The 13,597-nt window shown below is 37.3% G+C and carries 17 protein-coding genes; 10 read left to right on the top strand and 7 right to left on the bottom strand.

The features are described from left to right. Positions 1-41 precede the first annotated feature (41 nt). From BK585_RS17165 to BK585_RS17155, 3 genes are all read right to left on the bottom strand, one after another. Complete coding sequence (locus BK585_RS17165; RefSeq protein WP_078555165.1) at positions 42-221, bottom strand: hypothetical protein; 180 nt, start codon at positions 219-221, stop codon at positions 42-44. A 373-nt stretch (positions 222-594) separates the two neighbouring features. Next, on the bottom strand, positions 595-1,518 hold the full coding sequence (locus BK585_RS17160; RefSeq protein ID WP_078555164.1) for a ClpXP adapter SpxH family protein: 924 nt from the start codon (positions 1,516-1,518) through the stop codon (positions 595-597). 3 nt (positions 1,519-1,521) lie between these two features. After that, positions 1,522-1,923: a globin domain-containing protein gene (locus tag BK585_RS17155; protein WP_078555163.1), complete on the bottom strand. Its 402-nt coding sequence runs from the start codon at positions 1,921-1,923 to the stop codon at positions 1,522-1,524. A gap of 176 nt (positions 1,924-2,099) precedes the next feature. On the opposite strand from BK585_RS17155, the gene BK585_RS17150 reads away from it, so the two are divergent. Further along, the gene (locus tag BK585_RS17150; RefSeq protein WP_078555162.1) at positions 2,100-2,453 is read left to right on the top strand and encodes a (2Fe-2S) ferredoxin domain-containing protein; all 354 of its coding nucleotides are present in this window, start codon (positions 2,100-2,102) and stop codon (positions 2,451-2,453) included. A gap of 178 nt (positions 2,454-2,631) precedes the next feature. Here BK585_RS17150 and BK585_RS24650 read toward each other — a convergent pair whose 3' ends face one another. Both BK585_RS24650 and BK585_RS17140 read right to left on the bottom strand, forming a co-directional pair. Beyond that, positions 2,632-3,276 carry a lytic transglycosylase domain-containing protein gene (locus BK585_RS24650; RefSeq protein WP_281248923.1) on the bottom strand — a complete coding sequence of 215 codons (645 nt, stop codon included), beginning with the start codon at positions 3,274-3,276 and terminating at the stop codon, positions 2,632-2,634. A gap of 77 nt (positions 3,277-3,353) precedes the next feature. Continuing rightward, positions 3,354-3,935 carry a CYTH domain-containing protein gene (locus BK585_RS17140; RefSeq protein ID WP_078555161.1) on the bottom strand — a complete coding sequence of 194 codons (582 nt, stop codon included), beginning with the start codon at positions 3,933-3,935 and terminating at the stop codon, positions 3,354-3,356. Between the two features lie 225 nt (positions 3,936-4,160). Between BK585_RS17140 and BK585_RS17135 the strand changes: the two genes are divergently transcribed. From BK585_RS17135 to BK585_RS17120, 4 genes are all read left to right on the top strand, one after another. Next, the gene (locus BK585_RS17135) at positions 4,161-4,532 is read left to right on the top strand and encodes a UPF0738 family protein (RefSeq protein WP_078555160.1); all 372 of its coding nucleotides are present in this window, start codon (positions 4,161-4,163) and stop codon (positions 4,530-4,532) included. A gap of 67 nt (positions 4,533-4,599) precedes the next feature. Next, positions 4,600-5,226 carry a GTP diphosphokinase gene (gene yjbM, locus BK585_RS17130; protein ID WP_078555159.1) on the top strand — a complete coding sequence of 209 codons (627 nt, stop codon included), beginning with the start codon at positions 4,600-4,602 and terminating at the stop codon, positions 5,224-5,226. A gap of 24 nt (positions 5,227-5,250) precedes the next feature. Beyond that, positions 5,251-6,045, top strand: coding sequence for an NAD kinase (locus BK585_RS17125; protein ID WP_078555158.1), 795 nt, complete (start codon positions 5,251-5,253; stop codon positions 6,043-6,045). Position 6,046: 1 nt separating this feature from the next. After that, positions 6,047-6,937 carry an RluA family pseudouridine synthase gene (locus tag BK585_RS17120; RefSeq protein ID WP_078555157.1) on the top strand — a complete coding sequence of 297 codons (891 nt, stop codon included), beginning with the start codon at positions 6,047-6,049 and terminating at the stop codon, positions 6,935-6,937. A 3-nt stretch (positions 6,938-6,940) separates the two neighbouring features. Here the strand turns inward: BK585_RS17120 and BK585_RS17115 are convergent, their stop codons facing one another. After that, a complete protein-coding gene (locus tag BK585_RS17115) occupies positions 6,941-7,381 on the bottom strand; it encodes a hypothetical protein (RefSeq protein ID WP_078555156.1) in 441 nt (146 codons plus the stop codon). Positions 7,382-7,396: 15 nt separating this feature from the next. Then, positions 7,397-8,149, bottom strand: a complete 753-nt coding sequence (prpE, locus tag BK585_RS17110) for a bis(5'-nucleosyl)-tetraphosphatase PrpE (RefSeq protein ID WP_078555155.1) — start codon at positions 8,147-8,149, stop codon at positions 7,397-7,399. Positions 8,150-8,386: 237 nt separating this feature from the next. Between prpE and BK585_RS17105 the strand changes: the two genes are divergently transcribed. From BK585_RS17105 to BK585_RS17090, 5 genes are all read left to right on the top strand, one after another. Further along, positions 8,387-10,450: a cation:proton antiporter domain-containing protein gene (locus BK585_RS17105; protein WP_078555154.1), complete on the top strand. Its 2,064-nt coding sequence runs from the start codon at positions 8,387-8,389 to the stop codon at positions 10,448-10,450. Between the two features lie 124 nt (positions 10,451-10,574). After that, positions 10,575-10,718, top strand: a complete 144-nt coding sequence (locus tag BK585_RS24150; protein ID WP_170885630.1) for a hypothetical protein — start codon at positions 10,575-10,577, stop codon at positions 10,716-10,718. A gap of 98 nt (positions 10,719-10,816) precedes the next feature. Continuing rightward, complete coding sequence (gene fabI, locus BK585_RS17100) at positions 10,817-11,596, top strand: enoyl-ACP reductase FabI (RefSeq protein ID WP_078555153.1); 780 nt, start codon at positions 10,817-10,819, stop codon at positions 11,594-11,596. Between the two features lie 295 nt (positions 11,597-11,891). Then, positions 11,892-12,104, top strand: a complete 213-nt coding sequence (locus BK585_RS17095) for a hypothetical protein (RefSeq protein ID WP_078555152.1) — start codon at positions 11,892-11,894, stop codon at positions 12,102-12,104. A gap of 209 nt (positions 12,105-12,313) precedes the next feature. After that, positions 12,314-13,591: a glycosyltransferase family 2 protein gene (locus BK585_RS17090; RefSeq protein WP_078555151.1), complete on the top strand. Its 1,278-nt coding sequence runs from the start codon at positions 12,314-12,316 to the stop codon at positions 13,589-13,591. The last annotated feature ends 6 nt before the right edge of the window (positions 13,592-13,597 follow it).

Genomic DNA, 13,597 nt, shown 5'->3' with positions numbered 1-13,597 from the left:
GCCCTCTTAGGTCGTACTTTGACCTAAGAGGGCTTTCTACATTAGCGGAAGCCACGAAATTTTTTTCGATTATTTATAATAAGCATGACGACAAGGATGGATAAAAATAAAAGAGGACCTGCGATTAACATTGGAAATAGGTTCATTAGTGCAAGTATGAAGTAATAATAGACTATGATACAAAATACAATACCCGCAATTAAAAAAATACGTTGTGCCACCAAAATCACCTCATTCGGTACATACTTGTACTACATTGTATGAAAGCAAACCTCAAAAAATGAAAAGAAGTGATTAGAAAGTTGAGAAGAGACGATAAAAGATCTAAAAAGAGAAAGTGTAACGAGAACCGTTACCGTAGGGGAGAGAAAACGAGTGGGGCGGTAACGGAACAGGAAGAACCGTTACCGAAGGAGGGTGAAAACGGGTGAGACAAAAGGTTGTTTTTAACCTTTTGTCCCACCCTCTAAGCAATGAGCGAAACCGCCACTATCTTTTTAAAGCCGGTTGTGAGTGGGTTTCTCACAACCGGCTTTGTGGCGAGTGAAGCCAGTGCAGATGTTTTAGCTAGTTCTCAAAGGCGTTTTGTCTAAACTATTCTTTTTCTACATATCGCCAAAATGTACCATACTTAACTGGGATACGTTCTACTTTTTGTTCAAGCAATAATCTTCGTAATCGACGTTCTGCTTCTTCGACACTGATATCGTAGACAACAGATACTTCTTTTGTAGCTACAAATTTATATCGTGCTAAAAAGTCTTCAAGTGGAACGAGTGGGTCTTTTTCAGGCAAGTACCCAAGTGTTTCTCTAATGATATGAACGTACACTTCATAAGGATAGATGCCTACTACCTTTAAGCCGTCGTCCTCTACCCTATCATTAAAAAAAACAAAGCTAGGGGAGTAATCTATTTCTAGTTCTTTTGTCGTTTTCATATCACAAAGTAACGCCTTAATGGCTCCTTCTGAGTGTAAATCATCAGAAAATTCAGTTACATCAAGACCGGCATCGTTTGCGCATTCTAATAGAACTTCTTCTTTAGAGACATTCTTTTTGTTAAGAAATAGGTACTCACGGAGCTTTCGTAAAAATCTTGCGCCTGCTTGTTTTCCTTGCATTTCTGCAGCTTTAATAGCTAATGACGCAGTATATGGAGAACAGACAGGATCCTCTAACCAAAGGTCACCATCGCAACTCATCCCCGTTCGTCCCGCTGTTTTCTCCCATATTTTAGCTAAATTTTCTAAGGAGCTAACTCCCTTATATTTAGCTTGAGCATAATTCCAAGCCTCTAACTTATTCGCAACAAAATAACGAATCGTCAAATAGCTTCCATACTCAGCTTGAAGCTTTTTAACAATAGGCTCAAATGCCCAACACTCAGGACAGAGAGGATCGATAAACGTATACATTTCAATTGGCTTGTTTGATATCGTTTTTCGAGGGGCGTCCTCTTTTGGACCACACCAGCCTTGGTTACTATCGCATGTTTGTTTTGGTTCATTAGAAGACAATGGTTATCCTCCTTCCGATTGTGGGTCATTAGGGTGATTCACCATATGATGTGCAGTAAATGTAAGTCTTGCATAGATTTGTTCTCTTAGTTCACCAGTAAATTTAACCTCATCCATCGCCTTCCTCATGCATGTTAGCCAAGCCTCTGCATGTTTTGGTGTGATGGTAAAAGGCATGTGTCTGGCACGTAACATCGGATGACCGTGTTCATCGGAATATAACGTAGGGCCACCAAGAAACTGCGTTAAAAACTGTTTTTGTTTTCTTGCGGTTTCCGTTAAATCATTTGGAAATAACGGAGCAAGGATAGGTTCATCTTGTACATTTTTATAAAAAGTGTCAACAAGTTTATCTAGAAACTCATATCCACCAATAGCATCATAAGGTGTTTCAAGTTCTTTCATAAAAAAATCTCCTTCAAAAGACTCATATAAAGGTAGTATGATTTAGTGTTAGTTTTATTTTAGCAACCAATACAACAATGAGCAAATTATCTGACTCTGGTTATTATTGCATAATTCTTATAAATGTACTATTCTTAAATAAGAATGATTACGATTTACGGATGAGGGGGAGAAGAATGGCTACTTGGGACCTTCAAAATACAAGTCACCATATTTTAATATGTAACGGTGGAAGTTGTATGAATAAAGGTGGGGAGGAAGTGACACAGTCTATTCGAGAAACGATTTCAGCGCATGATATGGACGTACAAGTGCATACAACAAGAACGAGATGCAATGGGCGATGCGAGGATGCTTGCGTTGTTATTTTATATCCTGAAGGAACTTGGTTTAAGGGAGTGACTCCTGAATTGGGAGAACAAATCGTTTCAGAATACATAAAAGAAGGTCTTGATATAGAAGAGAAAGTGTATTCCTATGATAAGACATTTATTCTACATGAGGGAAGTTCACTTGGGAAAAGGAAATAAATGGACACAGGATGAGTAAAACCAAGAAAAAATCTAGAAGAACAGGGTATTTCAAGATGTCACTGGCTCAGCACACTGCGCGTGCATTAATAAGAAGTACACTTATTAATGCACTATTTAAAAGAAGGCAGTGGCTTCGCTCAGTGAAAATTAAAAAAGGACCGATAGCGGTCCTTTTTTAAACTGACATAAATGTTTGCATTACTTTTGGTACGTAGTTCATTGTTTCTCTAAATGGTGGGATTCCACCAAACTTATCAACGTTTCCTGGTCCTGCGTTATAGGCGGCTAACGCTAATCTAGTATTTCCTTTATATTTATCAAGCATTTGTTTTAAATATCTTGTCCCACCGTTAATGTTTTGTTCTGGATCGTACACATTTGTTACATTAAGAAAGCGTGCAGTTCCGGGCATTAATTGCATTAATCCGGCAGCACCAGCATGACTCTTTGCATTTGGATTAAAGTTAGACTCGTGCTTGATTACAGCATAGATTAGTTTAGGGTCGACACCATATCTTGACGCGGCAGCTTGAATTAAGTCATCATATTTATTCGATGGAACACTAGAGCTTTTTTGAGCTTTAGTTGCTGTATTCACAGGCAACACGTGCTCCAACTGAAGTTGGTCAGTAGGATGTAAAAATAAACTTGTGTTCCGATTTACTAATGCTGGATGATTTAAGTTAACCTTTCCCATTTCTTCAGATATAAAATCAGAAAAGAAAGACTGAAATGGTGAAGAAGAATGGCTAGCTTTTCCAAAAGGATTATTTTGTACAAGATTAAACTGTGAAAGTTGTTGAAGCATTGAGATATTCAATATGTTCACTCCCTTGCTCTCATGTCATCTAGTTTATTATATCGTATAGACCTAGACGATAACAATGGAGTTTTTTGTTAGTTTGTCATTCTTTGTTTCGCCTCGAAGAAGCGTGCAATTTTATTAGCCGTTTTTCTTACTGGTATATTAAATTCCTGAAGGAGAGCTAAGAAATTTGACTGAACCAGTTCCTCTGTTTCGCCCTCGTATTCAAGTTCAAAATCTTCAATACCCAGGTAGGTACTTTTATCAAATACAAGTATCCCATTTTTATAATTAAGCTCAGCTCTTGCGGTTGTTAATGAACCAATTAGCGAAAAAGGACCTTCAACATCCAAGTGCTGTAGTTGCTCTGCGATTTCCCCTTTTGGTGGAACACCTGTTTTAACCATGTGGTTCATGTCATCAACGACCAAGCTTTGGTGAGTTTCAAGTTTACCAATTGTATGTGGTTGTTTTATTGTTAATGTAAGTTGATCCGCTTTTTCACGGATACGCATCGCTGCTTTTTTTTCCTTTAACTTAAAGTCTGCTGTGTCAAAGTAATGATTTGTTTGAACGGCAAATGCCTCATCTTTTATTTGAAATGCACTTACAACACGATAAAATTCATCACTCGTCACGATATTCTTCGCTTCTATTTCTATTTCTTTGGCCATATCAGAAACCCCATTTCTAGAAGTCACTGTAAAAAGTTAAAAACCGAACTTTTTCAGTGCCCTCCATTACTATCGACTTTCAGTTCGCTTATATTATCACATAACAAAACGATATTTGAAAAGGCACATCACATTTTTTAGTTCACACCGGATTAGTTCTTGTTTTACCCTGAATTATGATAAACTTATCGTAAGAAAGTGGAACCGTAGGAGGAACTAACAGATATGCTAGTACTAGAAAGTAATAAAGTGATGTTTAATAATGGTGTATTACAAATTAATGTTGCCTATCCGGAAGGCAAAAAAGAAGAATTACAAGCGGGTGAACGAATGCTTGTTGATTCAGACAATCTTGCATTTATCTATATTTTAGAAGAAGAGGATAGATATATATACATAAGAATATCGCAAAAGTGGTGGGCGGAACTTAAGGAAGCGCATGAACAACTAACTCCTGTTTTCATAAACTGTAATGACTTTCAAATCGAATGTAGAAATGTGCATGCTGAACTCACTTACTTACTTGAAAATATTGATAATAACAGTAATTATGGCGATGAATTCGTAACGGCTGTTGCAAATACGTTTACCAAGTAATTGACGTCAGTCTGGCAAGATATAGCTATATCCGATTAGAAAAAAGATAGTGAATGGATGTGGTTTCTTGAGTAATTGGGATAGTTTTTTAACCCCGTACAAACAAGCAGTGGAAGAACTGAAAATTAAATTAAAAGGAATTCGTGAGCAATATCAGAAATCCTCTAAACATACTCCGATTGAATTTGTTACGGGTAGAGTAAAACCAGTTTCGAGTATACTAGATAAAGCGAAACGAAAAAATATTCCGTTGGATTGCTTAGAAAGTGAGATGCAGGATTTAGCTGGGGTACGTATTGTCACTCAATTTGTTGAAGATATTTCTACCGTGGTCGCCCTTATTCGAACGAGAACTGATTTTGTGATTGTGGAAGAACGCGATTATATCATCGAAAAAAAAGAAAGTGGCTATCGATCGTATCATATGGTACTTCGCTACCCCGTAGAGACAATTACGGGACGAAAAATGATTCTCGTCGAATTACAAATACGTACACTAGCGATGAATTTCTGGGCAACCATTGAACATTCATTAAATTATAAATATAAAGGCGAAATTCCAGTTGATGTCAAACATCGGTTACAACGAGCCGCTGAAGCAGCGTTTAAGTTAGATGAGGAAATGTCACAAATACGTGGTGAAGTAAGAGAGGCCCAACAAATTATCATAAGGTCTCAGGAGCAACAACATTAACGCATAGAAAAGGAATTGATAGTGATGAAGTATGCAGTAACGTCTAGAGGTGACGAGGTTTCAAATTCGCTCTGCGATAAAATAAAGAAATACTTAAATGAATTTGGCTTAACTTACGATAAAGACCAACCTGATATTGTTATTACTGTAGGGGGAGATGGGACATTACTTCATGCTTTCCATCACTATAAGCATTGTTTAGAAACAACTGCATTTGTCGGTATCCATACAGGTCACTTAGGATTTTATGCAGATTGGAAGCCTGAAGAAGTCGAAAAGCTTGTCATCCACATTTCTAAGACACCCTATCAAATTGTTGAATATCCTTTACTAGAAGTCATTGTTCGACACTATGATGATGAATCCCCAGAACGTTTTTTGGCACTTAATGAATGTACGGTCAAAACATTAGAGGGGTCACTCGTCTGTAATGTTGAAATAAAAGGCGACACATTTGAAACGTTCCGTGGAGATGGTCTTTGTATATCCACTCCTTCAGGTAGTACAGCTTACAATAAAGCCCTAGGTGGAGCAATCCTTCATCCATCGCTTGCATCAATCCAAATCTCGGAGATGGCTTCTATAAATAATCGCGTGTATAGGACAGTGGGCTCTCCGCTTGTCCTACCTCAACACCACACTTGTTTGTTGAAACCATTAAATGATGTTGATATGAGAATAACCATTGACCATTTATCTCTTGTTCATAAGCAAGTAAAAACGATTCAGTGTCGAGTAGCAGAAGAGAAGATACGATTTGCACGGTTTAGACCGTTTCCTTTTTGGAAGCGAGTGAAGGAATCGTTTGTAGGAGAATAGAATGTCAGTCAAAATTGAATGGACGGTTAGTGCAAAAGAAAATGGGATGCTGTTGCGAGAGTTCTTACGTAAAGAGAAGATGATTTCAAAAGTGGCATTAGCAGCAGTAAAGTTTAACGGTGGTCAGATTCTTGTAAATGGGCAAGAGACAACTGTAAGAACAGTAGTTCAAACAGAAGACGTCATTACAGTGATTTTCCCACCAGAACAAAAAAGTCCAAGTCTCGTTTCGGAACATCTCCCCTTTGTTATAATATATGAGGACGAGCATTTTATTGTTATCAACAAAGCACCTGGCATGGCCACGATACCTTCAAGAGAGCATCCAACAGGTACGCTAGCAAATGCCATTATCGGTTATTATGAAACAAAAGGGATCCAATCTACCTTTCATGCAGTGAATCGACTAGATAAAGATACATCAGGTATCCTCTTAGTAGCAAAGCATCGGTATGTCCATGACCTACTAACGAAGGAACAGAAGAAAGGTCTTGTTAAAAGGACGTATGTTGCGGTTGTTCATGGGCAACTCAATCAGTTGGATTTTACAATTGATGCGCCTATTGGCAGAAAAGAAGGAAGTATCATTGAGCGAGAGGTTCGAGAAGATGGACAGCAAGCCATCACACACGTTAAAATACTTGAACAATTAGAAGATAGAACAATGGTTGAGATTCAATTAGAAACTGGCAGAACCCATCAGATTCGTGTACATCTTTCTTATAAGGGTCATCCTTTACTAGGAGATGATTTATATGGTGGAAGTGTAGAGGAGATTTCACGTCAAGCTCTACATAGTAAAAGGATGTCTTTCTATCATCCTTTTTTACATAAAGAAATCCTTCTCACTGCACCTATTCCCGAGGATATCAAAAGAGCAATGAACCGTTAAGATTCATTGCTCTACTTTTTCAACATTGGTAATTGGAAATTGCTCGACCACTTCATCTTTATCAGTATAAATAACAACTTCAATTGCACCGACAAACTCTTCCTCTGGAATCGTCTCAGTAAAATCAAACATTTGTGAAATGAAATATCCATTGTTTGCTCCTACTTTAAACATAAAAGGGTCTCCACTTTGGTCTTGGAATATTAAAGCATCTTGTCCGAAAAAGGAGATTAATTTCTCATGATGAAGTTCAAACTTTGCATAAAGAGAACCAGATGGTATTGTACTTGTATTTTCGACCAATGCATAAATAGCTAAAAGATCACGCTTTTCATCAATGATAAGATTGCTTTCGGATTCATTTCCTTCAATTTGAACTTGAGGTCCACAACCAAAAAGAACCGAGAAGCATACTACTAACAATATTCGACTTATATGTTTCATCATTCACCTGCTATATTAAGTATTATCGGGAAACGAACGAAACTTTTCTTCAACAAAAGGCATTGTTGAGGGAACAGATTTCAGTTCCATTTCCGGGTAACGGAGTGCACTCAGTTTTCCGCCAAATACACATCCAGTATCTATATTAGCAGTTTTATGAAGAAAGCGCACTTCCTTTACAGGAGTATGACCATATATAATCCATCTATCCCCTTTATAATGCAACGCCCAGTCTCTTCTTTCAGGTGTCCCATCAGCATTGTTCTTTCCGGTAATATCTCCATAGAGTACAAACGTTTTGACCCGCTTATCATGTCTCCCAATATAATCCTCACGAATGCCTGCATGAGCAATAACTAACCTATCATGATCTAAGGTTTGATAAAGTGGTGAGGACTCGTATAGTTTAATAAATGCATCCTTTATCTCTTTCCATTCACTTTTAGATAAGGTTTTTAATTCTGCAACAGTTGTTTCCAAGCCATGAGTAGTTTGGACCTTTCTCCCTAAAAAGTAACGATAAAGCTTATCACAATGATTACCCGGAACGTAATATGCTTTGTCTTCTGAAACAAGCTGACAAACGGTTTTTATCACAGAAACTGAGTCAGGTCCACGGTCAGTTAAATCTCCTACAAAAGCTAACATGCGACCACGTGGATGGATCGGAATACCAGTCGCCCATTCATATCCTAATTCTAACGTTAGTTGTTTAAATTCAGAAAAACACCCGTGGATATCTCCTATAACATCGAATACTTGTGTCAATAAAGCTCCCTCCTATTCTAATATATTTTGATTGTGCCAAGTGTTGTATTCATAAATCTTTATATACCTGTTAAGCATAATCAAAGAATCTTATTAATTTCAATTTTTTTCCGATAATGATATAATATACATTCTTTTCTATTTTTACGTTTCGATATGGATAAGGACTAGCAATAGTGCATAGTTTTTACGGTATAGGCATTTCTTGTCTATAACCAAAAGAGGAGGTGCCAACGAATGATTGAACAACCAATAACAAACCCCGTATTAATATTTGCTATAGCGATGGTCGTGTTTCTTTTGGCACCTATTATAATGGTTCGACTCAAACTTCCTGGTATTATAGGTCTGATTTTATCTGGAGTCATTATTGGCCCAAATGGGATAGGGTTATTGGAGCGAGATCCAACGATTATCCTTTTAGGGACTGTGGGACTATTATATATTATTTTTATTGCTGGATTGGAGATTGACTTAGAGGGATTTCGAAAATATCGTCGTCGAAGTATTATCTTTGGGTCGCTATCTTTTTCGATTCCTTGCTTGTTAGGAACCTTTTTTGGATTAATGCTTGGTTACTCGATAGCGGCTTCCCTATTGTTAGGGTCAGTATTAGGGTCTCATACATTATTAGCTTATCCGATTGCAAGTCGTCTTGGAATTGCAAAAAATAAAGCTGTAACAACGACGGTTGGCGGAACAATTATGACGGATACATCGGCGTTATTATTCCTAGCCGTCATTGCAGCATCACTTCAGGGAGAACTAACCCCTAGTTTTTGGATACAGATGTTTCTTGTTATCGCCATTTATGTCGTTGCAGTCCTTCTCATTGTGCCCAAACTTGCGAAATGGTTTTTTCGAAATGTGAGTAGCGATGGGTCTGTTGATTTCATTTTTGTGATGACTGTACTGTTTGTTACTGCGTATTTTGCAATTGTTGCTGGTCTTGAGCCAATCATTGGTGGGTTTTTAGCAGGATTGGCTTTAAATCGATTTATTGTAGAACATAGCCCCTTAATGAATCGGATAAAATTCCTTGGGAATGCTTTATTTATCCCGTTTTTCCTGTTATCTGTTGGAATGTTAATGGATATTAGAGTCTTAATTGAACAGCCTTCCGCATGGATCATGGCTGCAGGTATCGTCTTGCTTGTGCAGCTTGGAAAGTATACCGCTGCCTGGATGAGTGGGAAATTCTTTCGCTATTCTAAGGAAGAAATTAAACTAATGTTTGGCTTATCGATTCCACAGGCGGTTGCAACGTTAGCCGCTACACTTGTCGGTTTTGAACTTGGATTATTTGATGAGGCGACAGTCAATGCCGTTATCGTTATGATTTTGGTCACTTGTATAGTTGGCCCTTATATGGTTGAAAAGTATAGTCGTAAAATTGCAGTGATTGAAGAACAAAAACCGTATGAACCAAATGACCAAGAAGAACGAATATTAATCCCTTTAGCCAATCCTAAGACATTAGAGTCGCTATTAGATTTAGCATTTGTATTACGTGGCAAAAGCCAAGAGCCGTTATTTCCGTTAACTGTTGTTCGTAAAGGAAATGGTGGGTCGGATGCGAAAGTAGCAGAAGCAGAGAAAATGCTAGGTCATGCCGTTACCTATGCAGCAGGAGCTCAGATTCCCATTCAACTTTTAACAAGGGTAGATGAGAATATTGCATCAGGTGTTGTCCGTGCCATTGAAGAAACTAGAATTTCAACGATAGTTATTGGGTGGAATGGTAAGTTATCAACGCCTCAGCGTATTTTTGGTGGCATCTTAGACCAGTTACTAGAACGAACAAATGAGATGGTGTTAGTGTCTAGAATCGGATATCCACTTAATATCATGAAGCGGATAGTCGTTGTCATTCCACCAGGTCTAAACCATAAAGCGGGATATTATGAAGCGTTACGAAAAATAAAAACAATTGCCGTTGAAGTAGGGGCAACGGTTGAAGCGATAGTCATTCATGATGACACCGATAAGTATGAGGAGACTTTTTCAAAGTTAAAACCAGATGTCAAAGTAAATTTCACACAATCAAATAGTTGGAACGAGTTAATGAGGGAAAGCCTAAGTATGTTGAAAAACGATGATCTTGTCGTCGTCATCAGTGCACGGCGAGGAACAGTTGCATGGCATCCACAGCTTGAAAGAATACCAAGAGAGTTATCCAAATCGGCAACGGAGAGCTTTATTATGATCTATCCTCCTGAAAGTGAGCAGGTCGATTCAAGAGGATCACGTGGAACAGCTGTCCCAAGAACCTATCTTCCTTTTAATCAATATGAAGACTAATTTAAACGATCAATGTTTTACCTTTAAAAAGGATAGAATAGAAAATAGAAATAAAAGAAGGCTGTTGATAACCTGAAAAACAGCATTCTGAAATAATGTTATATATAAGATGGAGGGATAATTAATGGAACCAGTAGTTGTTTGCCCTAATTGTAACTCAAAAAAGCCAGTGACCAATCTTTTTACGGCTCAATCAAATCAAAATATTATTTATGAATGTGAAGAGTGTGAATATGAGTTGAGAAACATACGAACAAAGAAAGGATAGTCTGACAGAAAGGACTACACAGCTTCATGGAATCATGATATACTAATTTGGTACCAAGTAATAAGAACAGCCTACAATTATTGTTGGAGGGAATAAAAATGAGTTTATCATTACAAGATCGTACATATGTTGTTATGGGAGTTGCGAATAAAAGAAGTATCGCCTGGGGAATTGCTCAATCTTTATCCAAAGCAGGTGCAAGATTAATTTTTACATATGCAGGAGAACGACTTGAGAAGAATGTTCGTGATTTAGCCGATACGTTAGAGCGCGATGATTCGATCGTGTTACCATGTGATGTAACGAATGATGAAGACATTGCGAACACATTTGCTCAAATTAAAGAGCAGGTTGGTGTCATTCATGGACTAGCTCACTGTATTGCTTTTGCAAATAAGGACGAGCTAGAAGGAGAATATTTAAACACAACAAGAGATGGATTTATGTTAGCACATAACATTAGCGCGTATTCATTAACGGCAGTGGCTAAAGCAGCTAGACCAGTTATGAGCGAGGGTGGAAGCATTGTTACGTTAACGTATTTAGGTGGAGAACGTGTCGTTCGAAACTATAATGTTATGGGTGTAGCCAAAGCTTCTTTAGATGCAAGTGTAAAATATTTAGCCAACGATTTAGGAAAAGACGGAATTCGAGTAAACTCGATTTCAGCTGGACCAATCCGTACGTTAGCTGCAAAAGGGATCTCAGGTTTCAACGATGTATTAAAGGAAATCGAAGAACGTGCACCACTTCGTAGAACAACGACGCAGGAAGAAGTAGGAGACACGGCGCTGTTCTTAATGAGTGACTTATCAAGAGGAATTACAGGAGAAATGATTCACGTAGACTGTGGATATAATATCTTATCTTTGTCGTAAGGTAAAAGATAAATTATATAGAGAGTGGAACTTTATAGTTCTCTCTCTTTTTTTTGTATTTGATGAGGATGTGCTATACCTATTTAATTTAATATAATAATTCATGCATCAGAGCAGCAAGAGTTTTTGCTAATGCATTCGAAGAACAGCACAACCAAGAGCAGTTGTATTTTCAAGAAGAGGATGGTTACTAGAACAAAGAGAAATGTGTGTATGATTCAGGCATAGTGCCGTTGATTACGAAAGTACAACTTCATAGGATAAAGTATCCTCTGTGAAAGGAGGTGAAAAAGATATGAATAATCATAAACGCCCAGTTCATCGTCCAGTACGACGTCCGGCAGCAGATGGTGTATCAGCAAACGTTGTTAAAAGTGGTAACTCATACGTTTTTGTAGAAGCATCAGCCTTTTCAAAGGCAGCAGCAAAAGCATTAGCAGATGCATTCCAAGACCAAGACCAATTCCAAGCACAATTCCAATTCCAAGAAGAAGAAGGTCCTTACTAAAGGAAAATTATTCAAGTAGGCTGTTCAATTTGAACAGCCTACTTATTTTGCGATGACTCAATAATATGGCTATCCTCGCCATAATCAAAGGTATTGAAAGTGATTACTAGGTTATCGCTTCATTTATTGCCTGATTCCTCTCGTTAAATGAACAATCTACTCACTTTGATAATAGAATGCTACTAAGCTGACTATATGGGAGGAAATAGATGAGATTTCATAGACATAAACCTAAAAAATATCAACAAATTGTAAATAAACTCTGGATACAAGAAAAAGATACTATTGAGGTATCTTTAATCATTCCATCATTTAACAAATATCCGTTAAACCTATTATCCTTATATTCTTTAGAATCACAAACTATAGACTTGAAAAAGCTTGAAGTTGTTTTTGTTGATGATGCTTCCAGTGATGAAACGTTTAAGGTAATAAGTAAATTAAAGGTACCATATCCTTTTCGATATGTTCGTTGTTTCAAAAACTTAGGTAGAGCAAAAGCTAGGAATACTGGAATTAAATTGTCTAAGGGGAAAATCATAGTTTTAATTGATGCAGAGATGATTGTTCCACCTGATTTTATCAAAAGTCATGTTGAAGAACATATGAAGCATGACAGGGCTATAGTAACAGGTGGGTTTCACCTTAGAAATTCGTATACCGTAATCTATCCTCAGTTCTCAACAGACCAACTTGGAACAGTAAAGGAATTAGCTAAGGCAGACCCAGTGTTCGAACAAAGATTTACAGAATTTGAATCAAACGAATATACCAAGCGAAAAAAATGGTTTAGCTTAGTTGCTAAAGAAGATATTTTAACACAAAAGTATAATGTAATGTCCTTAAAGGATCGGTATTATGCAAACCAAATTGTATGGAAATACGGTGAAGGATTAACTAGTTTTAAATTTCCATGGATGGGTTTTTTGACAGGAAACGTTTCTGTTAAGAGAGACTTTTTTAAGGAAGTTGGGTTGCTAGATGAAGAATTTGTTTTGTATGGGTATGAGGATTGGGAATTAGGTTATCGGTTCTATAAAGCTGGTGCCACCTTTATTGTTAACCCAAGAGGTTACTCTTACCATCAAGAACACCCTATTGGAGAAAGTAAAAGAGACGAAGCTATATTTAATTATTATTTGTTTACAAAAAAACATCCAGATGTAAATGTTTTGGTATTAGGTCTTGAACTCATTGAATTAATAGACTTACATGATATTAATAATGTCTTAACCCAGTATGAAAGGTTATGTGAGAACCATCCAAATGAACACAAAGCTGTTAAAGGAGCATTTACACAGATAATTACAGTGATACCTAAGCTACTCATAGAGAAGAAAGATAGGAATATCGTCTTAAGAGAGGCTGGAATTACGAAAGAAAAACAAGAAGAGATTAAACAAGACCTTCTACAAATTAAAGAAAGAGAAAAATATAACCATTTTATACATTTGTTTGAGCAAAAACTTTTTAAGTTAGGAGGGTAAAACGAT

Origin of the sequence: Bacillus alkalicellulosilyticus, assembly GCF_002019795.1 — a bacterium.
In the GTDB taxonomy this organism is placed as follows: domain Bacteria; phylum Bacillota; class Bacilli; order Bacillales; family Bacillaceae_F; genus Bacillus_AO; species Bacillus_AO alkalicellulosilyticum.
This window is presented reverse-complemented; position numbering and strand designations above follow the sequence as displayed.